Consider the following 21,801-nt stretch of genomic DNA (forward strand, 5'->3'; position numbering starts at 1 on the left):
CAGGGCGTGGTTTGGGAATGTCGCCGAGCGTGCGTCGTTCGGCAATGTTCCTCGCGGCGAGCGCGGTGCTGTGGCTTGCGGGCTGCGCGCTTGGGCCTGACTATGTTCGCCCGGAAATCGACACGCCCGCGGCGTTCAAGGAAACCGGCGACTGGAAGCTGGCCGAGCCGAACGACGCGGCCGATAAGGGCGACTGGTGGGCCATTTATCAGGATCCGGTGCTGGCCGATCTGATGTCCCAGGTCGACATCAACAACCAGAACATCAAGCTGGCCGAGGCGAACTATCGCCAGGCGCTGGCGGTGGCGGGGCAGGCCCGCGCTGCCTTCTTCCCAACGATCGGCGCCAATGCTGGTGTGACGCGCAGCAGTTCGCGCGTGAGCAATACGGCCGTCAGCGGATCGGGTGTGGGGGGGATTTCCAACAGCTACAGCTTGTCGGGGACGGCAAGCTGGGAACTCGATATCTGGGGCAGCGTGCGCCGGTCGGTGGAAGCCGGGAACGCGAGCGCCGAGGCAAGCGCGGCGGATCTGGCGAATGCGCGTCTGTCGGCGCAGGCGTTGCTCGCGCAGAACTACTTCGACCTGCGCGTGACGGATGCCCAAAAGGCGTTGCTTGAGCGCACCGTCGCGGCCTACGAGCAGACGCTGAAACTCACGCAGAACCAATATGCCGTGGGCGTCGCGCAACGCTCGGATGTCATTCAGGCACAGACTCAACTGCAACAGGCTCAGGCGTCCGCGCTCGATATCGAAGTGACGCGCGCCCAACTGGAGCACGCCATCGCGTTGCTCGTCGGCAAGGCTCCGGCCGTGTTCTCTCTGACGCCTGCGCCGTTGCGCGCCGCTTTGCCGCCCGTGCCGGTCAGCTTGCCGTCGAAACTGTTGGAGCGTCGTCCCGACATCGCATCTGCGGAACGTTCGGTGGTCGCCGCGAACGCGAAGATCGGTGTGGCGAAGGCCGCATTTTTCCCGACGCTTTCACTCTCGGCCACGGGGGGATTCCAGAGCAACAGCTTTGCCGACTGGCTGACATTGCCGAGCCGTTTCTGGTCTGTCGGCCCGGCACTGGCGGCCACATTGTTCGATGGCGGCTTGCGACGCGCACAGACCGACGCGGCGATTGCCGCCTACGACGCGCAAGTCGCGACGTACCGCCAGACCGTGCTCACGGCATTCCAGGCCGTCGAGGACAATCTGGCCGCGCTTAACTATCTGGGACGCGAGGCGGCCGTACAGAATCAGGCGGTGCAGTCAGCTCAGGAGGCGGCGCAACTGATCCTCAATCAGTACAAGGCAGGGACCGTCGGATTCCAGAATGTGCTGACGGCACAGGCGACTGCGTACACCACGGAGCGTACGGCCCTGACCATTCTCGGCCGACAGTTCACGGCGAACGTGTTGCTCGTGACGGCTCTCGGCGGTGGCTGGCATGGACTGCCGCATGACGGCGCGGCAGCAAGCGGCGCGGCCAGCAGCGGGACCGATGCGCCGAACGGCGGCAAGGCGTCGGGGCCCGCCGCGCAGGAATAACTACGCATCTCGGGAGGCGTGCAACGCGCCGACCATTAAATCCAGCGCAGGTGTTTAAGGTAATTCCGACTTTCGCAATCGGAATGCCGGAAACTCACGCTGCGAATCTTCCGAATGCCGGTGACGCGAGTAGCACAAACTCTCATGTTGTGTGGTTGTGCAAATTCACGTCCATGCACGCCGCGTCAAGTAGTTAGCGTGCAGTACCCGCTCTATCGGGCAGCATGCGGGCTTCTCGTGGATGGACCACACCGCGTGGCACACCGCTGCGTCCGATATGACTATGTGACGTTTCCCATCCGATCGGGGTGTTCCCTTTTTGCCAGAATGGACCCGCTTCGTTGTGACGGCCGACGCGAAGCACCGCGTGCGTCGCGCGGTCACAACGGTCTGCCAAACGAAGAGAAGGGGGACACAATGACGATCAATGTCGTGGTCGCTGACGACCATCCGATTGTGCGATTTGGAATACGACGTCTGCTCGAAGAGCGGGACATGATCCATATGGTCGGGGAGGCGGGAAATTCGTCGGAGCTGGTCAATCTGCTAGCCAAAGCGCCGTGCGACATCCTCGTCACCGACTTCTCTATGCCCGGCGGCAACTTCAAGGACGGGCTCTTTCTCATCGGCTATGTGCGCCGTTACTTCCCCAACATCAAGATTATCGTCGTCACGATGCTGGAGAATCTCGCCATTCTGCGGGGCATGCTCAAACTTGGCGTGCACTCGATCCTCTCGAAGCTCGATGAGCAGAGTTCGATTGCTGACATCGTGTGTGTGGTGGCAGATGGCAGCCGTTATATTCCCGCAGGCCTGGCGACACGCCTGCATGACTCCGTGATCGACGATCTCGAAATCGATGCGTCGAAGCTCTCGGGGCGAGAAGTCGAAGTGGTGCGCTTGTTCGTCTCCGGGCTGACCATCAGCGAGATCGCGTTCCAACTGAGTCGCAGCGTCAAGACCGTGAGCTCTCAGAAGACCAACGCCATGCGTAAGCTGGGATTGGATCGGGACGTCGATCTCTATCACTACGCGACGCGAACGGGCATCACCTGAAGCACAGGTGAGCCGGTCCGGCGCGGTGTGACGGGTTCACGCGGGCAGACGAATGGCCCGCATGTCGCGCAGAATCAGCTCGCCCGCTCGCAGCATTTGTTTGAGCTGATGCACGACCTGCTTGATCTCCTGTACGTGAGCGTCGACAGCGTCGGGCTGCTGTTCCTGTGCGACGACCAGGGCATCGAGACGCTTCGTGTAATCGCGCATCGCTTCGGTGGCGGCTTGCGTGTCCGTCGGCACGGACGCCGCCGGTGCGGCGACTGCTTGCGAGAGCAGGTCACTGATTGCGGCAACCACCTGCCCCAACTCCCCGCTCTTGTCTGCCGCGATCTGCCGCGGCAGCACATCCGACAGGCCCGTGATGTACGACGCCATCACGTGGTTCTGCACCAGAAGATCGTTCAGCTCAGCGACTGCGACCTGCTTGGACTTCGGTTCGAGCATCATCCGCTTGAAGGCGGCACCGAAATTCCCGAAGGCAATGTGCATGTCCTTGCGCGCCATGCGATAGGCGAAGTCGTCGCGTTTGCCGTCCAGCGCGGCGCTCGATTCGAGATAGGTGCGCGTGGACTGCACCGCATTACGGATCAGCGGCCCCATCAATCGGTATTCCCAATACGGGAACAAATACGAACACACCAGTGCAATCGCCGATCCGATCAGCGTATCGATGGCGCGCTCGCCGATCACCGAGAGCGAGCCCGGCAACAGGAAGTGGAACAACAGCAGCACATACGAGGACATAAAGACAACAGACAGGCCATAGTTGAACAACGACAGGCTGTTGCCCATGACCATGCAGAAGAACATGAGCGCGAGCAGAATCCAGGCCTTGTGAACGAAGGACAGAATTACCAGTACGCTCACACAGCCGATCAGCGTGCCGGTCAGACGCTGCGCGTTCTTCTGCTTCGTCAGGCTGAAACCCGGCTTCAAAATCACGATGATCGTGAGCAATACCCAGTAGCTGTGATCTTGCCCGGCGAGCAACGACCAGTTTTCGCAGATGAGCAGCCCGGCGGCGATGGCAATCGTCACCCGCAACGCGTGGCGGAAACTCGGTGACGAAAAAGTCAGATTCTTCCAGAGAAGTTTCGGAGAAAAGCTCTGGCGCGAGGTAAAGCGTTGCAGGGCCTGATCGATCTGCACTTCGGTCGCGTTGCCTGCGGTGCTCACATCGGTGTTGCGGTGCATCCGTTCGACGATACGCGTGGTGCTCCAAACTCGGCGGAACGTGCTGGTGAGCGCCTGATAGGCTTCCGGGGATTTCAGTTGCAGCGACTGCTTGCGCATGAGTTCGATTTCGTACTCGATGGCCCGGAATTCTGCACGCCAACTGCGTTGTGCCCGCGAGGGCTCGTTGGTCGCAATGGCGTAGCCAATCGCATCCACTTCGATGGCGATCTTGCGAATCATGTCGCGGAAGAACAGCAGCACGTCGTTGTTGGCGAACTCGCGGCGCAACATCGGATAGTCGGTATGCACCGATACCACCGTCTCATGCAGGTCGACGATATTGATGAACAGATTGAACAGCATGGTGCGCCGCGGCTCCAGCGCACCGATGCGCAGACGGGGCAGGTTACGCAGAATGATCTCGCGCGCCGCCTGCTGTTTTTCCACCACATTGACCTGTGCGGCAATCAGACGGCGGTAGCAGTCGTCGATGTCGGTCGACGTATCGTAGAAGGCCGCTTTCGCTTCCAGATACTCGGACGTGACGAAGAAGCACTCCGCCAGCGTTTGCTGCTCGATGCGAAACCACCAGATGCGACAGACGAACAGGCTGAAATAGGTGTACCAAAGCCCGCCGGCAAGCACGGCCCCGGCGTCGAGCACCGCCTGATGACGAGTGAGGTCCGCTTCGACGTTGAGGACCATCATCATGAGACAGGCAAAGCTGACGAGCGACGCGCGTAACCCATAGACCACGAGCATCGACAGACCGAACGTCAGAATCAGCGAGGTGATCCAGAGTTGCCACGGCTGTGCGGCCGTCGCCATGCCGGTGATCAGTACCGTAAGCGCACCGAGGAGTGTGCAGCTCAGCAGTTCGGTGTGCTTGTGACGCAGCGGCCCGTTGATGTCGACCACGCTCGCGCAGAGCGCGCCGGAGGCGACCTCGATGCCGAGCAGGTGCTGATCCATTCCCCAGAACAGGACGAGCGCAGGCAGGATGACGCCGACTGCCTGCCGGGTGCCGCTGAAAAAGTAGTGGCTATAGAGAAACTTCTTGATATCGGTCTGGTAGTCCATGCGTCGGGTGCGAGGGTTCCGCAGCAAAGCCGGCCACGCGATGGGGTAGGGCGCGGCGCAGTGAGAGTCTAGCCGATGCCCGGCGTGCCGCGAAGTGGGGATACCGCCGGTTACACGCGGGCCGCCTATGGGGGCCGGTCGTGTGCGCCGGGCATGGCGTTGGGTCGCCGTCACCCCGCCGTCGCCTCGCGGTCACCCATGACGGGGTAAGCTTTCGGATCTGTCCGATGGGCTTTGGCACAGGGCATTTGTTATGCTTGCGAACAGACTCGCTCAGCCGCCACGCCCGCATGCTCCATCTATTCTTCTCCAACCGGTTCACCACGCTCGAAGCCGCCCTGTTGCGCGACATCGCACAGGCACCTGACGCGTTGGCGGGGGCAGGAAATCCCTTCGAGACGGAAACCATCGTTGTGCCCAGCGTGGCGGTGCGCCGCCGACTCGAACTGGACTATGCGGACGTCTTCGGCGTGTGCGCAAACGTCCGCCTGACGTATCTGGCGCAATGGCTCTGGGATATGGCAGGCAAACTGCTCACCGTGCCGGAAAGCTCGCCGTTCGCGCCCGACCGGCTGGTCTGGCCGCTGTATCAGTGTCTCGCGCAGCCGTGGGTGGACGCGTCGCCGCGCCTGGCCGGTTATCTGGCCGGGGCAGACGACGTCATGCGATTCGAGTTGGCCGACCGACTGGCCCACATCTACGATCAGTACCTGACTTACCGGCCGGACTGGCTGGAACGGTGGCAATCCGGCGAAGTCATTTCGCCGGGGGCGTCGACGGCCTGGGGCGACGTCCAGCGTGCCGACGAGGCTTGGCAAAGCGCCTTGTGGCGGCAGGTGCTGGCGCATCTGGAGATTCGCGAGCGCCACCCGACGCTGCGGGCCATCGACCGGATCGAACAGCTTACGCCTGAGACCGTTCCTGCAGGCTGGCCGTCAAGGGTCTGCGTGTTCGCGCTGTCGTCGATGCCGCCGCTTTCAATGACGTTGCTCAAGGCGATGTCCCGCCTGATCGACGTGCATCTTTATGTCCTCAATCCCTGTGAGAGCTACTGGTTCGACATCGTGCCGCCGTCGCGGCTGTCGTATCTGACCCAACGTGACGGCAAAGCGCACCGTGAGGTGGGGCACCCCTTACTGGCGGAATGGGGACGGCAGACGCAGTCGCACATCGATGCGTTGTACGCGGACCTTGCGCCGCAGGCGGTGGAGGACCGGGCGTTGTTTCAGCCGAATCCTGAGCCCACGCTGCTGGCCGCCTTGCAGAACGGCATTCTTTCCCTGGACGATGGTCGTCACGGGGCGCCCAACGGCGTCGCGGCCGATGGCTCGGTGCAGGTGCATGTCTGTCATAGCCTTGCGCGTCAGATCGAGGTCCTGCACGACCGCCTGCTGGCGTGCTTCGACGAAATCCCCGATTTGCGTCCCGACGATGTGCTGATTACCGTGCCGGACCTTGGCCGTGCGGCACCGCTCATCGACGCCGTGTTCGGCACTGCAACGCCCCGCATTCCTTATCTGGTGACCGGCCTGCCGCCGACGCGGACCAACCCTGTCGCACGCGCTTTCGCGTCGATTCTGGCATTGCCGCAGCAGCGGGTGGCGGCGTCGAGTCTTGTCGAACTCGCACGTACAGAGGCGGTAGCGCAGCGTTACGACCTGGGCGGCAATGTGCTCGACGCGATTCAGAACTGGCTGCACAGTGCAGGCGCACGCCGGGGCTGGCGCGGAGACGCCTTGCTGCGGCTTGACGGTACCGGACAGACGGCGCGTGATGGCGCGATGGCCGGAGCGGGTGCGGACGTAACTCCTGCGTTGGAGCGCCATACGCTGGGCGACGCCATGATGCGGCTGTTCCTTGGCTATGCCTTGCCGGACGACGCCATGCCGGTCGACGACTGGCTGCCTGTCGGCGGGATCGAAGGCGGCAGGGCAGAGTTGCTGGGGCAACTGGCGCGACTGATCGACGATCTCGATCTGACGGCAGTGTCGCTCCAGACCGAGCGGACTGGCCTCGCATGGCGCGATCAGTTGCTGGCAATGCTGGAACAGTTCTTCTCGGATGAGCCGCGTTTTGCCGATGACGTCGCCGAAGTGCGTATGGCCATCGAACAGATCGGCACAGCCATTGCCGACGGTGCGCCTGAGGTGCGCGTGCCGGTGGAAGTGGTGGCGCGCGTGCTGGCCGACGCGCTCGACGATCCGACGCGCGGCGGGGTGCCGTCGGGACGCGTGACGTTCGCCGCGATTCCGAGCTTGCGTCTGTTGCCATACCGCGTGGTCTGCATGATTGGCATGGATGATGGCGTGTTGCCCGGGCGCGTGCGCGCCGACGAGTTCGATCTCATGCGCGCGCTACCACAACGGGGCGACCGCCAGCGTCGCGATGACGAACGCAATCTGTTCCTCGATTTGATGCTGAGTGCGCAGGACCGCTTTCTCATCACCTATACGGGGCGAAGCGTTCGCGATAACGCGCCGTTGCCGCCGTCCACCGCCGTGGACGAATTGCTGGACTTCACGGGGCAGCTGCTCGCGCCGGCATCGCAGGGATTCGACCTCGACGAGCAACGCAAAGCCCGTGAGACGCTTATTGTCCTGCATCCGCTTCAACCGTTCTCACCTGCGTACTTCGACGGGCGCGAGCCGTCGCTGTACAGCTATGACGTTGCTAACGGCGAGGCGGCTCAGCAACTGGTTGGTCAATTGGCATCCCCTGCGTCAGACGCAGCTGCAACGCCATTCGTCCATGAGCCGTTGCCCGCCATCGCGCAGACGCATCTGACGCTGGACGACCTGCTGCGCTTCTGGCGTCACCCGGGGCGGGCGTGGGCGCGCGATCGGCTGGGCCTGTCGCTTGGCGACATGCTCACCGAAGTCGAAGACGAAGAGCCGTTCGTACTCGACTGGTCGGGGCGCGACGCGCTCGCCGCGCGGCTGCTGCCGCGACTGTTGCGCGACGACGCTCAGGATGCCCGCGCTCAGGCGGCGGCGATCGAACGCATTGCGAACGTTAGTCATGAACTGCCATGCGGTGCGACGGGGGCCGTATGGCGTCGACGTGAACTCGGTGGATTGCGCGCACTGGCCACACGAGTGAGAGAAGCGCAGGCGGAGGGCACGCAGGAATTACTCGTGACGCTGCCGCTCAAGCCCGCGCTCCCACCGTCGTGGACCGGATCGACGGATACGATCTGGCACGGTGATGCAACGTTGTCCGCAGACTGCTTGCTGCAAGGGCGTCTGGCCCCGGTGTCGCGCCACGGACTCGTCATGTATCGCTATGGCAGCATGCGTCCGAGCGATCTGCTTGCCGCCTGGCTCGCCCACCTCGCGCTATGTGCACATTTGCAGCAGCCGGAACATGCGGGGCTTGAGGTCGCACCACGAACGCTCTGGTATGGAGAGGACGAGACATTTGCGCTGCGTCCGGTTGACGATGCGGCCGCGCTGCTCGCGCAATGGGTGGCGTTGTATCGCCTTGGGCAGACCCGGCCGTTGCCGTTTTTTGTACGGAGCGCGTGGAAACTGGCGAGCACCGGAAAAATGACAGATGCCGAAAGCGCATGGTCCGGCTCTGCATTCGCTCGCGGCGATGCCGATGACCCCTATACCAAGCTGATCTGGCGGGGTGTGGAAGACCCGCTGGCGTCGCCGTTCGACTTGCTGGCGAACACGATGTTCGGACCGATGGTGCAGCACCTTGAAATCGTGGAGGGCGCATGACGCAGCTCATCGACCTCGATGTTTTCGGTTGCGATCTCGATGGCGTCTGCCTGATCGAAGCCTCCGCCGGTACGGGCAAGACGTGGAACATTTGCGCGCTCTACGTACGGTTGTTGCTGGAGAAGCAACTGACCGTCGAGCAGATTCTGGTCGTGACGTTCACGAATGCCGCAACGGCAGAATTGCGTGAACGGATTCGGGGGCGGCTTGCCGGATTGGTCGCAGCGATGGCCCCGGTCTTCGATGAGGACGAGGACGAAGGCGAGGGCGGCGATGATGACGCAGACGACATCCTCGACTTCGACCCGGACGCCAGCGACGATCCGCTGTTCAACGTGATGATCACCGGGCTGATCGAGCGTGGAGAGATGTCGCCGAAGGCCATTCGCGAATGCCTCCAGCGTGCGTTGCGCGGTTTCGATCAGGCGTCGATTCACACCATCCACGGTTTCTGCCAGCGAGCACTCGCCGAAGTGCCGTTTGCCGCGGGGCTGCCATTCGCTTATGAGTTAGTGCCGGACGACAACGGCGTGCGCCACGATCTGGCGGTGGAGTTCTGGCGTCGTGTTGTCGAGCCGATGGCGGCGCAGGACGACAATTTCGCCGCATGGCTGGTGGACCGCAAGCGTTCACCCGGCACGCTCACGGATCAATTGGCGCGGCGTCTGAAGAAGCCGATGTCCGAGTTGCGTTGGCCGGAGGCCGTGCAAAGCGATGTGGAAGCGTCGCCCGATTCGACGTTGCTGGCGACGTATTTGGCAGCGTGCGATTGCTGGGAAGCTGAGGCATCGGTGATTGCCGACCTGATGCACGCAGTACTGCCTTCCTACAAGAAGAATATCTACAACGAGACGTCGCTCCCGCAGGCCGTCTCGGCATGGCAGCGATATCTTGGCGCGCGCGACGCCGGTGCATTGCTGGCGCCGAAGGCCGAGTTGCTGACGACAACGCGACTCTCCAAGGACATCAAGAAGGGGGAGACGCCCCCCGACCATCGCTTCTTTGAAATGGCGGACGTACTCGTTCGGGCGCGCGCGGATGCCGACGAGCGCTACGCGATGCAGTGGTTGCGAATCCTGCGTGAGTGGTTGATACAGGCGCCGGAACAGTTGGCGCTGCGCAAGCGCGAACTGCGCGTGGTGTCGTTCGACGACTTGCTTGGCAATATCGCGCGCGCGCTGCATCAGCATCCCGATCTGGCGGACGCGTTGCGCGAGCGCTATCCGTGCGCACTGATCGACGAATTCCAGGATACCGATCCGCTGCAATTCGCCATTTTCAGCGCCGTGTACGGGCATCGGACAGGCGCATCGGACGAAGCGATGGAGCAAATTCCGGCGGCCAGCGGGCGCGGCCCGATGTTCATGGTCGGCGATCCCAAGCAGGCCATCTACAGTTTCCGCGCAGCGGATCTGCACACTTATCTGGCCGCGCGCGAGAACGCCGACGCGGCGTATACGCTCGCCGTCAATCAGCGCTCGACGCCAGCCATCATCGAAGCCGGTAACCGCTTGTTTGGTGCCAACGATCGTGCGTTCGTGCTGGAAGGGCTGGCGTACCCGCCGGTGCGTCCCGGCACACGTCGGCGTCCTCCGCTGTCGGACGTGCGGGACGTGGCCGACTTTACGGTCTGGTGGCTGCCCGACGCCGACGAGCCACTACCCAAGGACGAGGCGCAACACGCGTGTGCCCGCGCAACGGCGGCCGAAGTGGCGCGCTTGCTGGCGGGGGCGTCGCGCGGTGAGGTACTGGTTGGCGACGAGCCGCTCGCACCTGGCGATATTGCCGTGATCGTGCAGACGCACCGTCAGGGCGCGCTGATGAAGTCGATGCTCGCCGAGCATGCGGTAGGGAGCGTGGAGCTGACGCAGGACTCGGTATTCGCGAGCGAAGAGGCGGAAACCTTGCTGCGCGTGCTTCGCGCGGTGGAGGCGCCGGGCGACGTTCGAGCCCTTCGCGCCGCGCTCGCGACAGAGTTGTTCGGACTCGATGCCACGGCGCTTTATCGCATGCAGACAAGTGATGCCTCGGATGCGGAGGCGATCGCGTGGATCGAGCGCCTGCAACGCTATCGTCAGTTATGGACGGATCGTGGGTTCTCCGCGATGTGGCGCACGCTCATGCGCGAGCTTGGACTTGCGGCACGGTTGGTTGGGCAATCGGGAGGAGAGCGTCGTCTGACCAATTTCATGCATCTGGCTGAGCTTGCACAAGCGCGATGGGCAGAACAGCCTGGCATGCCTGCGCTACTGCGCTGGCTGGCGTCGCAGCGCAATGCCAGCGGCGGCGAGGAGGCGCAACTGCGCCTGGAGTCGGATCAGAATCTGGTCCAGATCGTGACCGTTCACAAATCGAAGGGCCTTGAGTACGGCGTGGTGTTCTGCCCGTTCCTTTGGGACGGCTCGGTGCGCGACGGTGGCGGTCTCGAAGGTCTGGAGTACCACGATGGTGCGACGGCCGTCATCGACTTCACCGACGCGGCAGGCAAGGGATCACCTGCCGCTGCCGCGTTGCGGCAGGAACAATCGGCGGAGCAAGCTCGCCTGCTGTACGTTGCGCTGACGCGAGCGGTTTACCGCTGCTATCTGGCAGCGGGTATCTATTCGTCACGTCGTAGCGTGAAGGAGGCGTGCGGCGGCATGCTCCACTGGTTAGCGGCCGGGCAGGGGACGACGTTCGACGCTTGGATTGCTTCGACCATCGATGCCGATGAGCGCGTTGAGGCGATTCGCTCAGCGTGGAAGGCGCTTGTTGGCGGGCCACTTGAGGTCGTGCCGTTGCCAGTGGGCGATGCGCTCGACGGCGACACGCGCGTCGTGCACGATGCCGCGCCGGAACTGGCCACGCGCGCGAGTACGCGAGCCTTGCGCGAAGCATGGCGCATCGGCAGCTTCTCCGGGTTGCTTGCAGGCATGCACACCGGACCGCAACTCGGTGGCGGGCAGTTGAGTGCACCGGAACGCACGCGTCCCGATTACGACGCACAAGCCAATGCGGGACCGACGTTTGCGCTGCCGCCGGAAGGCGATGACGCCTGGCCGCCTGCCGACGACATTCTTCGCTTTCCACGTGGCCCGGCCGCGGGGGAGAGCTTGCACCGGGTGTTCGAACTGGCGGACTTCCAGTCGCGGGCCCAGTGGTCGCATGCAGTGTCGCGGGCGCTGCGCGAGCGTCCGCCGGGACGCGGCGCGGAGCAAAACGACACATGGCGCGCCATGATGATGAACATGCTGAGCGACACGCTCGCCACGCCGTTGCGCCCGGGCATGCAATTGGCGGATGTCTCGCTGGTCGAGCGTCTTACCGAGATGGAGTTTACGTACCCGGCGGATGCGGTGTCGCTCGACGCACTGCGCGGCCTGTTGCGCCAATTCGGGTATCCCGATCTGCCGCTGGACGCGACGGTCCTTCGGGGCTATCTCAAAGGCTTCATCGATCTGGTGTTCCGTCACGGCGGTCAATGGTGGATTCTCGACTGGAAGTCGAACTACCTCGGCACCGCCCCCGAGAACTACGGCGGCGACGGCTTGCGCGAGGCCATGGCCGAACACGGCTATCACCTCCAGTACTTGCTTTACACGCTGGCGCTGCATCGCTATTTACGGCGTCGCTTACCCGATTACGATTACGACCGCGATATGGGCGGCAGCCTCTATTTGTTTGTGCGGGGCGTTCGTCCGGATTGGGCCAGCGCGCATCTTGCCGGGGATGAAGTCCCGGGGGTTTTCTTCGACAAGCCTTCTCGGGAAATGGTCGATGCACTCGATGGACTGTTCGCCGCCGGTGAAAACGCGGCGCTGGCTCAGGCGCTCTCACTGAACACGAGCAGTGCTTCGGTCGGGACCCGGGAGGAGGACGCATGAGCGATAGACGCCACATGGGCGATGCGTCCGGTGCCCCGCTGGCAGACAGCGGAGTGGTGCGACTCGCGCAAGGTTTCGCGCGTCGCATGGGTTTGCTCGCGCGAGGGAACGGTGCGGATGAGGTCACTTGCCGCTACGTTCGGCGGGCGGCGCTCGAAGTGAGCCTCGCCACGTCGGAAGGTCATGTTTGCGTGCCGCTCGACAACCTGCTCGACGCGCAGGCCAGCGGCGAACTGTTTCCCGGTGACGCGCCGGCGTTGTCCGTCTGGCGAGAGGCGCTCTTCGCAAGCGGCTTGTGTGCGCCGGCCAGCCTCGCACATGTGCTCGAAGGCGATGGGCGGGCAGACGCCTATCCGCTCTTGCTCGACGATCGGGACCGTCTGTATCTGGCTCGCTATTACCACTATGAAGCGCGCCTGGCCCTCGCGCTGGGACGAAAACTGACCCTGAGCGGCGAGGCGATGTCCGCATCGACGGCACTGACTTCGTCGATCACGGAGGAGGACCGTAAGCGCTTGCAACGCTACTTCCGCGATGGCGTGCTGCACTCGCCCGAAGGCCAGCGCGAGCCGAATTGGCAGATGGCGGCGGCGGCGCTCGCATTGCAGCGCTCGCTGGTCGTGCTCAGCGGCGGCCCGGGAACGGGGAAGACGACCACCGTCGTCGGTCTGATTGCGTGTCTGCTGGAGCGTGACGCCAACCTGCGCGTTGCGCTGGCGGCACCCACCGGCAAAGCGGCACAGCGTATGCAGGAAGCCCTGACGGCACGTCAGGACTTGCCGGAAACCGTGCGATTCGCGCTCCCCGAAGCAGCGGTAACGTTGCATCGACTGCTCGGTGTGTTGCCGGAATCGGCGGAGCAGGTCGGGCGACGCTTTCGTCATCACGCAGGCAACCCGTTGCCTTATGACCTGATCGTGGTGGACGAAGCGTCGATGATCGATTTGTCGATGGCGACGCAACTGCTGGAAGCGGTGCCGGAGGGGGCGCGTCTGGTTTTGCTGGGCGACAAGGACCAGTTGGCGGCTGTCGAGGCGGGAGCGGTGTTCGGCGAATTGAGCGCCCAGCGGGTGTTTTCGCCATCGATGCGCGTGCAATTGCTGTCGGCACTCGGCTGGCCGTCAAACGACTTCCCTCGATCCGGTCCGTTGGCTGTGAGTCGGGACAGCGTGTCGAAAACGAACGCTGAGCCGACGACGCAAGCTCGGGCACCACGTGGTTTGGAGGACGCCGTCGTTTGGCTGGAACGTACCTATCGCTTTGGCGCGAACTCGGCGATTGGCCGTCTGGCCACGGCCATTAAGACAGGGAAGGTCATTGATGCGCGTAAGGAGTTCACTGTTGCCGAGAGCGAGTCCGTCCGCATGAATACCGGGGGAAGGGCGGGCACCGCACTCTCCGAAGCCAGCCCGGTGGATCGCGTGCTGTTAAGCGAAGATGGCGGAATCCAGTTGTCACCAGCAACACTGAATGCGCTGGCGGATGGCTATGGCGAATACCTCGATGCGCTCGCTCAGGCGTTAACGACGATTGAGCAGTTAGGCGATCCCGCTGCCGCCACGACGGCCGACATTGCGATGGTCGCGCAGCCTGTCTTTGCCGCTTTTGGGAAGTTTCGCGTGCTATGCGCGACGCGAGGCGGGCGACGGGGCATCGAGTTTCTCGGTGCACAACTGACAGCGCTGCTGGCGCGTCGTGCGGGCGTGGCGTTGGGCGCGGGGGGCGGTGCGTGGTTTGCGGGGCGTCCGGTGCTTGTGACGCAGAACGAATACGCGCTGAACCTCTTCAACGGCGATATCGGCATTGCGTTGCCGCTTGGTCCTTCCGGCACGTTGCGTGTGACGTTCGCTACGCCGGACGGCGGCTATCGCCTCTACTCGCCTGCCAGTTTGCCCGCGCATGAAACAGCGTTCGCAATGACGATTCACAAGTCGCAGGGATCGGAATTCGAGCGCGTCGCGATAGTGCTGCCCGAGCAGGCAAGCCGGGTGCTATCGCGAGAACTGATCTATACGGGGGTCACGCGTGCGCGCCGGGAGGCGTGGCTATATGCGCCGTGGCCGGTGATCGCCTCGGCCATTGCGCGCCCGACGCAGCGCGATGGCGGTCTCACCGACCGTCTGACGGAGGTGCTGGCTACGATGTCTGATTCTCCGACGGGTTCGCGTTCAGCTTTGCCGCTGCGATAGCGGCCTCGGCAACTGCACCGATGCGGGTGACGAGCAGCTGGTCGATCTTGTAGTTGTCGATGTCGACCACTTCGAACTTGTAACCCGCCGCTTCGGTGGCTTCCGACTTTTTCGGAATGCGCTTTAGCTGATAGATCATGAACCCGGCGATGGTCTCGAACTCGCCCTCGCCGGGGAGTTCGTCGATATCGAGCGCCTTTTTCACGTCCTCGACGGACGTGACACCGTCGACGAGCCAGGAGTGCTCGTCACGCCGCACGATCTGGTCTTCGTCGGCCGGGTGGACGACGTCGCCCATGAGTGCGCCAACGATGTCGTTAAGCGTCACCACGCCGACCACCAGACCGTACTCGTTGATGATGACGGCGAAGCCTTCGCGGGTTTCCTTGAAGCGTGCCAGCGCTTCGGACAGGTTGAGCGTGTCCGGAATCACCAGCAGTTTCTTGGCGTAGAGGCGATCCAGATTGCGGATCACGCTGGAGAGGTCTTCGCTCGCAATGCGCTGGAGCAGGTCCTTTGAGTCGACGTAACCGAGCACGTTGTCGATTTCGTCGCGACACACGAGATACTTCGAATGCGGACTTTCCGTGATTTTCTGACGGATGCTGCGTTCGTCCTCAGCGATGGTGAAGTACACCACGTCGTCGCGGAAGGTCATGACTGAGCCAACGGTGCGCGACTCGAGCTCGAACACGTTCTCGATCAGATGCAGTTCCTGCTTGCGCAGCACGCCGGCCTGCGCACCGGCACCGACCATGGCTGCAATGTCCTCCGACGTGATGTTGTCGATCGCATGAGTGGGCAGCTTGAACATGCGCAGAAACAGGTTCGCTACGCCGTTGAAGAGGTAGACCAAAGGACGCAGGATTTTCAGGCAAAGCAGCATCGGATCGATGATTGCCATTGCGACGCGCTCAGGATTGACCATGGCGAGACGCTTCGGAATCAGATCGGCGAACTGGATGAAGGCGATCGTAATGAACAGGAACGAACCGATGCCAGCCAGTCGGAGCGCGAGCGCTTCGTCGGTGAATGGCGAGAGCCAGTCGAACAGGTAGCCGGTGAGGAAGCTTTCGCCGAGCACACCGCCGAGCACGGCGACGGCATTCACGCCGATCTGAACGACGGTGAAGAAGTTGCCTGGCTGTTCCTTGAGCGCGAGCACTTTGACCGCCTGTTCGTCACCCTTCTCCATAAGCACCTGGAGTTTAGTGCGCTTAGCCGCAGTGAGCGATATTTCGGAAGCGGAAAAGAAGGCGCTTGCCAGCACCAGCAAGAGAATACTGAAAAGAAAACCGTAACCACTCATATTGTTGTCCCTGTAAGTGCGAGTGCGGGTACATAGCCGCGACGCAAGCCGGACCGGTTCGCACGGGAGTGGGTCCGGGAGCAGGGAGACATTTCAAAACAAGGCCGGCGGGCCATCATTTTGAGATGCCTTCGGGCTGGAGCGCGGGAGCAGCGTACCCGCCGGGCGGGTCGCGTCAGCCGCGTCGGCTGTACCGCTGTCCGATAGCATGCCATAAGTTCGGGGCACTCCGACAGCGCGACCCCCGCGTACCCGACCCACACCGGACGCATTCAGGCGGCCCGGCTGTCCACTCCGAGGCGGTCGCTTGCACGAGCTGCGAGAGTCCGAGTGCAGAACCGAAAATTCCCGAGCGACCGTTCGGGCATCGTGGACGCCGTCCTGACGACGCCTCCCGGCGACATCCGAGCCCTATCGGTGTCTGCGGGGCCCGGCGCAGGCGACGTTGAGACCGTGGTGCACACCACGCTTCTCCCTTTCCCCTATTTGAGGACTTATCGATGACTTTCGGTATGCAGTTCGCGAATCACGCCCCCGCCATGGGCAGCCTTGCCCCGGTGCCCGTCACGCTTCATCCCTCCGGGCTCAACAATGTCGTAGATATGCCGCTCACGCGCATCGCAAACGTGCGAAGCGATCCCTCGGCGTCTTCCCGGACCGGGACCACAGTGACGCAATCGTCGAGTCACACTAATCGCGACACGGATCGTCTTCGGTTCAAAGCCGATTTCGCGAGCGTTTCGTCGCAAGAGAATCGGTCCGGTGAAGCATCCGTCGGCGCACTCACGGTCGGGCTCGAGGACGTCGACAGTGTTGATGTCCTTGTGGCACCCATGACCGGTGAATCGTTGGCGTCCTTTCTTGCCCCGCGTGTCGCACAACCGGTCCTCCCGCCTGCGGCGCTGGCAACGCTGCACGTCTGTGCCAGTGCGTATCAGGTCAGTACCCGGGTTGCCTCGCTGGACGGGCGTAACCACCCGGTTGTCATGCCGGACGGACGCAGCGAACGCGCGCAAGTCTGTCGCGACATCGTCAACGGTTCGTTGCTCGGCACGGATGGTCGCAACGGTACGGCGCCATTCGAGCCGACCCGTGCCGACGTAACAAAGACGGTGGCGGACACGGCGCGTCGATGGACCGGCAAGCCCGCACTGGCAGGCAAGAAGGAGTGGTCGACAGCATGTCTTGTGCGCGAGACGCCGGACAAATTCATCGGCAAGCTGAATGCGCACCTGCAATCCGGCACACGTCCCATGCCTGCGAGCGAAAGCACTGAGTGGATGCTTCGGGTGGGGTTTGCCGCCGGTCTGCCGATGCATCAGGCGATTGTGCGCAGCGATCTGCCCGCGTCCATCGGGTTGGGGACGGACGAGTGGGCGAAGCTCGCGCTCGGCGTCGAACAACTGGGCGAGCGCCACTGGGAGATGCGTCACACCGAAGTGATGGATGCCGCAGCTATGCCCGCGACCAACACGGAGGCGTTCACGGCGCTCGCAACGTCGATGTCTTCGGTCGCCAAGCACATCGCCACAGAGCGGTTGCGTAACTATCTGACGCAGCGTGGCGTGCCCACGGCGCCGGCCGCCGTGACCAGAGAGTCTCCTTCCGTCGTATAACGACGGTGTCAAACCTGTCCGCCACGTCGTCCGCCTGACTTAGGCAACAGAAGCCGACAACGCCATCGCAACAAAAAAAAGCGCCCGGTTTTACCCGGGCGCGTTTCGTTCCCTACGCGATGGTTTGCCGCACACTGCAGCGGCGTTGATGCCTGCCGCCGCGCACGCGTTCCTCTCGCGTTAATCAGGTGCGACGATAGATTTCGGCACCGCTCTTCACGAACTCGACCGCCTTGACCTCCATCCCTTGCTTGAGGGCGGCTTCGTCGGTGAGCCCTTGCTTGGCGGCGTAATCGCGCACGTCCTGCGTGATCTTCATCGAGCAGAAATGCGGTCCACACATCGAGCAGAAGTGAGCAACCTTGGCCGAATCCTTCGGCAGCGTCTCGTCGTGGAATTCACGCGCCTTGTCCGGATCGAGACCGAGGTTGAACTGGTCTTCCCAACGGAATTCGAAGCGTGCCTTCGACAGCGCATTGTCACGAATCTGCGAGCCCGGGTGACCCTTGGCGAGGTCGGCCGCGTGGGCAGCGAGCTTGTACGTGATGATGCCTTCTTTCACGTCGTCCTTGTTCGGCAAGCCAAGGTGTTCCTTCGGCGTGACGTAGCACAGCATGGCGGTGCCGTACCAGCCGATGGTGGCCGCGCCGATGCCCGAAGTGATGTGGTCGTAACCCGGGGCGATGTCCGTGGTCAGCGGTCCGAGCGTGTAGAACGGGGCTTCGTCGCAGTACTCAAGTTGGAGATCCATGTTCTCCTTGATGAGCTGCATCGGCACGTGGCCCGGACCTTCGATCATGACCTGCACGTCGTGCTTCCACGCGATTTGCGTGAGTTCGCCCAGCGTCTTGAGTTCGGAGAGTTGCGCTTCGTCGTTGGCGTCGTAGATCGAGCCGGGGCGCAGGCCGTCGCCCAGCGAGAACGCGACGTCATAGGCCTTCATGATTTCGCAGATCTCTTCGAAGTGCGTGTACAGGAAGCTTTCCTTGTGGTGCGCGAGGCACCACTTGGCCATGATCGAGCCGCCGCGGCTGACGATACCCGTCATGCGGTTGGCCGTCATCGGCACATACGCGAGACGCACGCCGGCGTGGATCGTGAAGTAGTCGACGCCTTGCTCGGCCTGCTCGATGAGCGTGTCGCGGAACATTTCCCACGTCAGATCTTCCGCCTTGCCGTTGACCTTTTCGAGCGCCTGATAGATCGGCACCGTGCCGATCGGCACCGGGCTGTTACGCAAAATCCATTCGCGCGTTTCGTGAATGTGCTTGCCGGTCGACAGATCCATGACCGTGTCGCCGCCCCAGCGGATCGCCCACGTCATCTTGTCCACTTCTTCGCCGATCGACGACGTCACGGCCGAGTTGCCGATGTTCGCGTTGATCTTCACGAGGAAGTTACGGCCGATGATCATCGGCTCGGATTCCGGGTGGTTGATGTTGTTCGGGATGATGGCGCGGCCGCGTGCAATCTCTTCGCGCACGAATTCCGGCGTGATTTCGGCGGGAATGCTGGCGCCGAAATGCTGACCCGGGTGCTGACGCGTGAGCAGCTTCGCGAGACGCTCGCCCTGCGGGCCGGCGGCGCGCACGCTTTCGATGTATTCCTGACGGCGCAGGTTTTCACGAATCGCGATGTATTCCATTTCGGGCGTGATGATGCCCTGACGCGCGTAGTGCATCTGCGTTACGTTCTTGCCGGCCTTGGCGCGGCGCGGCGTGCGATGCAGGCCCGGGAACCGCAGATCGGCGGTCGCGCTGTCGTCGGCGCGCTCACGGCCATAAGCCGAGGACAGGCCCGGCAGGGCTTCGGTGTCGCCGCGCTCTTCGATCCACTTCGCGCGCAGCGCGGGCAGGCCGGAGCGGATGTCGATGGTGGCGTTCGGGTCGGTGTACGGGCCCGAGCAGTCGTAGACGTAGATCGGCGGATTCTTCTCGCCGCCGAAGCTCGTCGGCGTGTCGGCTTGCGAGATTTCGCGCATCGGGACCTGAATGTCCGGGCGCGAGCCTTCGACGTAGATCTTGCGGGAATTGGGCAGCGGTGCGATCGCAGCTTCGTCCACGCGCGCGTTGGCTGAGAGGAACTTCGGATTGGCGTTCATGCAATGTCTCCTGGCGGGGCACGTGTTGACGCCGACAATTTCGGCGCAAAGCGGCTCAGGAGCATGAACGGGGGCGAGGAATTTCTACGCTCCCTGCGCTGGCATTATCCAGATCAGGTTCTAAGGGTATTTCTCACCCACAACTCACGTTGCAGGACCCCTGCGCTTAGCTTTGCGGCAACGATACACCGACACGCCGGGCAAAACAAGCGCGATGTGTCCCGAAAAACGTGAACTGAAAATGGTGCGGTGCCGCATGTTGACGGGCGCTTCAACCCTCCTGCGCCACCCGCACCTCGCGTTGAAAGTCGCGCGGCATCAGGCGTAGCGCGTCGCGGAAAAAGCGCCGGTCGGGCGCTGGCAGCATCGGCAGTACACGACCGAGCGATTGCGCGGCGTGGAATGCCTGCGGTGAGTCGCCGTCCTGATGCAGCGCGAACCAGAGCATTTCGAACCACAGATTGGCGAGCTGCAACGGCTCGAAGCGCACACGTCCCTCCTCGTGGTCGGCGAGCGTGGTGGCCACGACATCCGTCCAGCGCAGGAAGCCCTTGGCGCGCGAGAAGGGCGCGCCGAATGGCTGGACGGCATCGAGAAATGCATCGACCGCGAGGGGCGTACTCGCGCGCAGCGTCTCCAGATCGGGATCGCGTCGCACCGGGACGGCACCACGCGCAATGCGCAGCAGGAACACCGTATTCCAGACGGAATTCCCGCCCACGCCGAAGCGATCGCAAATCCACTCCGACAAACCGATCCACCGCAATGCCTGACGCTGGACTTCGGCCGCGGCAAGCCGCCTGCCCGGATCGATCAGCGCCTCTTGCCAGAACAGCCAGAGCGACAGACCGATGTTGGCGGCGACGTGCTGGGCCAGTTCGATGGAGTCGGCCTCGAACGCCGCTTGCAAGGCGTCCGAGAAGGCGGCTAGCGCGTCGGCGGCGGATTGCGCACGGGCAGGCATCGGACCATTGCGCGCGGCGTGCGACTTGTGCAGCAACGCCTGGAGATTGCGGCTCTCGAAGCGAATGCGCGGGTTGTAGACGAGGCATGGGGCGAGCGACGCGTCGTCACTGATGCGTTGCAGATGCGCGAACGCGCCCGGCTCATCACGCAACGCGTAGGCCTGCCATGCCTGCACGATCCAGTGCATGGCGCGTAACGTCGGCGAGCCGGGCTGGCTCGCACCGAAGGTGGCCGCGAGCGTGGCTAACGTCTGCTTCGTGCGCGCGGCGTCACCCATGCGACGCCACACGATGGTCTCGGCGAGCAGCGCAATGCCACGCTGTACGTCGTCCACGGCACACACCTGCGCCGCATGGAACGACGGGATCGCGCCTGTGCGCTGGCGTCTGGCTTCGCCTTGCGTCGACGGCGGCGGCGGAGCGAAGAACACGCCGTCCTGCATATCGCGCTTGCCGAGCGTCAGGTGATGCCAGAACGCAATGTCCTGCATGACGTAATCGAGTGCGGGTGACTGGGGATCAGGCGTGCTGTCCTGCGGCAAACCGAGAAACGCAGCGATAACGCGGCGCGAATCGGCAGGTACTGTGTCGCCGATGGCGACTTTGATGCGCGACATCTCGTGCGCGGCGAGCCAGAAAGGGCCCTTGCCACGTCCGCGCGTCGGGAGCAGACGCACATCGGCGTACCGGTCGTCGCCCCAGCCGACCGCGACGCCCCATCGCGCAAAGTCCGAAAACGCGCGGCTGATGAGCATGCGCAGATCGCCCCCGAGGCCTGCCTGACCGAAGCGGATCTTGAGCGACGCAAGCGTCACCGGCGACGCCTCGAAATGCGCGGCGTAATAGACGCGCATCAGTAACCACAGGCTTTGGTATCGCACCGGCTGACCGTCGATTTTCTGCGGCGCGTCGAGTCGCACGACGAGTGCGGGAGCGAGCGTGGGCTCGGTGGTGTCGTTCATGTTGACTGAGTGACTCGGGCAGCAAGCGTGGCAGGGACCGGCGACGCGCATTGCGTCGCGAACGGCATGCGCACGTTCCACGTATTCATGGAAGGGGCGAGCCGATGATACGGCGGTTACGTCGGTTACGGTAGCTTTGCTTTGCAGCTGCCGAAACGCGCACTAAGCTGCAAACGCTTTCGAAAAAGCAGTGCCTGGCCAGCGCGACTCATATCGGCAGCGAC

General features: G+C 63.2%; 10 protein-coding genes and 1 riboswitch. Of the genes, 6 read left to right on the plus strand and 4 right to left on the minus strand.

The genetic code is table 11. The features are described 5' to 3' along the window. Nucleotides 1-17: 17 nt before the first annotated feature. Nucleotides 18-1,532, plus strand: coding sequence for an efflux transporter outer membrane subunit (locus PAN31117_RS22665; protein WP_150740198.1), 1,515 nt, complete (start codon nt 18-20; stop codon nt 1,530-1,532). 417 nt (nt 1,533-1,949) lie between these two features. Next, nucleotides 1,950-2,588, plus strand: a complete 639-nt coding sequence (locus PAN31117_RS22670) for a response regulator (RefSeq protein ID WP_150664311.1) — start codon at nt 1,950-1,952, stop codon at nt 2,586-2,588. A gap of 36 nt (nt 2,589-2,624) precedes the next feature. On the opposite strand, the gene PAN31117_RS22675 is transcribed toward PAN31117_RS22670, so the two are convergent. Next, nucleotides 2,625-4,847 (minus strand): FUSC family protein, encoded by a 2,223-nt coding sequence (locus PAN31117_RS22675; protein ID WP_150740199.1) that lies wholly within the window; start codon nt 4,845-4,847, stop codon nt 2,625-2,627. A gap of 290 nt (nt 4,848-5,137) precedes the next feature. Here PAN31117_RS22675 and recC point away from each other — a divergent pair, with 290 nt between their 5' ends. The 3 genes from recC to recD are packed head-to-tail and all read left to right on the plus strand — an operon-like array spanning nt 5,138 to nt 14,624. Further along, nucleotides 5,138-8,572, plus strand: a complete 3,435-nt coding sequence (recC, locus tag PAN31117_RS22680) for an exodeoxyribonuclease V subunit gamma (RefSeq protein WP_150740200.1) — start codon at nt 5,138-5,140, stop codon at nt 8,570-8,572. Beyond that, nucleotides 8,569-12,435, plus strand: coding sequence for an exodeoxyribonuclease V subunit beta (gene recB / locus PAN31117_RS22685; RefSeq protein ID WP_150740201.1), 3,867 nt, complete (start codon nt 8,569-8,571; stop codon nt 12,433-12,435). The genes recC and recB overlap by 4 nt, the downstream gene beginning before the upstream one ends. Beyond that, nucleotides 12,432-14,624: an exodeoxyribonuclease V subunit alpha gene (recD, locus tag PAN31117_RS22690; RefSeq protein ID WP_246189224.1), complete on the plus strand. Its 2,193-nt coding sequence runs from the start codon at nt 12,432-12,434 to the stop codon at nt 14,622-14,624. Before recB ends, recD begins: the two co-directional genes overlap by 4 nt. Here the strand turns inward: recD and paeA are convergent. Next, nucleotides 14,572-15,933: a polyamine export protein PaeA gene (gene paeA, locus PAN31117_RS22695; protein ID WP_150740202.1), complete on the minus strand. Its 1,362-nt coding sequence runs from the start codon at nt 15,931-15,933 to the stop codon at nt 14,572-14,574. The genes recD and paeA overlap by 53 nt on opposite strands. A gap of 500 nt (nt 15,934-16,433) precedes the next feature. Here paeA and PAN31117_RS22700 point away from each other — a divergent pair, with 500 nt between their 5' ends. After that, nucleotides 16,434-17,549: a hypothetical protein gene (locus tag PAN31117_RS22700; RefSeq protein ID WP_150740203.1), complete on the plus strand. Its 1,116-nt coding sequence runs from the start codon at nt 16,434-16,436 to the stop codon at nt 17,547-17,549. A gap of 184 nt (nt 17,550-17,733) precedes the next feature. Here PAN31117_RS22700 and thiC read toward each other — a convergent pair whose 3' ends face one another. Then, nucleotides 17,734-19,650, minus strand: coding sequence for a phosphomethylpyrimidine synthase ThiC (gene thiC, locus PAN31117_RS22705; protein ID WP_150740204.1), 1,917 nt, complete (start codon nt 19,648-19,650; stop codon nt 17,734-17,736). 73 nt (nt 19,651-19,723) lie between these two features. Beyond that, a riboswitch (TPP riboswitch) is annotated at nt 19,724-19,822 on the minus strand. Nucleotides 19,823-19,921: 99 nt separating this feature from the next. Continuing rightward, nucleotides 19,922-21,577 (minus strand): hypothetical protein, encoded by a 1,656-nt coding sequence (locus tag PAN31117_RS22710; RefSeq protein ID WP_150740205.1) that lies wholly within the window; start codon nt 21,575-21,577, stop codon nt 19,922-19,924. Nucleotides 21,578-21,801: the final 224 nt, after the last annotated feature.

It is taken from the genome of Pandoraea anapnoica (genome assembly GCF_902459765.1).
Classification (GTDB): Bacteria; Pseudomonadota; Gammaproteobacteria; order Burkholderiales; family Burkholderiaceae; genus Pandoraea; species Pandoraea anapnoica.

Excerpts from the sequence above, each read along its gene's own strand:
- PAN31117_RS22700 (WP_150740203.1), top strand. The coding sequence starts at position 16,434 with ATGACTTTCGGTATGCAGTTCGCGAATCACGCCCCCGCCATGGGCAGC.
- PAN31117_RS22675 (WP_150740199.1), bottom strand. The coding sequence starts at position 4,847 with ATGGACTACCAGACCGATATCAAGAAGTTTCTCTATAGCCACTACTTT.
- recB (WP_150740201.1), top strand. The coding sequence starts at position 8,569 with ATGACGCAGCTCATCGACCTCGATGTTTTCGGTTGCGATCTCGATGGC.
- PAN31117_RS22670 (WP_150664311.1), top strand. The coding sequence starts at position 1,950 with ATGACGATCAATGTCGTGGTCGCTGACGACCATCCGATTGTGCGATTT.
- PAN31117_RS22710 (WP_150740205.1), bottom strand. The coding sequence starts at position 21,577 with ATGAACGACACCACCGAGCCCACGCTCGCTCCCGCACTCGTCGTGCGA.
- PAN31117_RS22665 (WP_150740198.1), top strand. The coding sequence starts at position 18 with ATGTCGCCGAGCGTGCGTCGTTCGGCAATGTTCCTCGCGGCGAGCGCG.
- recD (WP_246189224.1), top strand. The coding sequence starts at position 12,432 with ATGAGCGATAGACGCCACATGGGCGATGCGTCCGGTGCCCCGCTGGCA.
- recC (WP_150740200.1), top strand. The coding sequence starts at position 5,138 with ATGCTCCATCTATTCTTCTCCAACCGGTTCACCACGCTCGAAGCCGCC.
- paeA (WP_150740202.1), bottom strand. The coding sequence starts at position 15,933 with ATGAGTGGTTACGGTTTTCTTTTCAGTATTCTCTTGCTGGTGCTGGCA.
- thiC (WP_150740204.1), bottom strand. The coding sequence starts at position 19,650 with ATGAACGCCAATCCGAAGTTCCTCTCAGCCAACGCGCGCGTGGACGAA.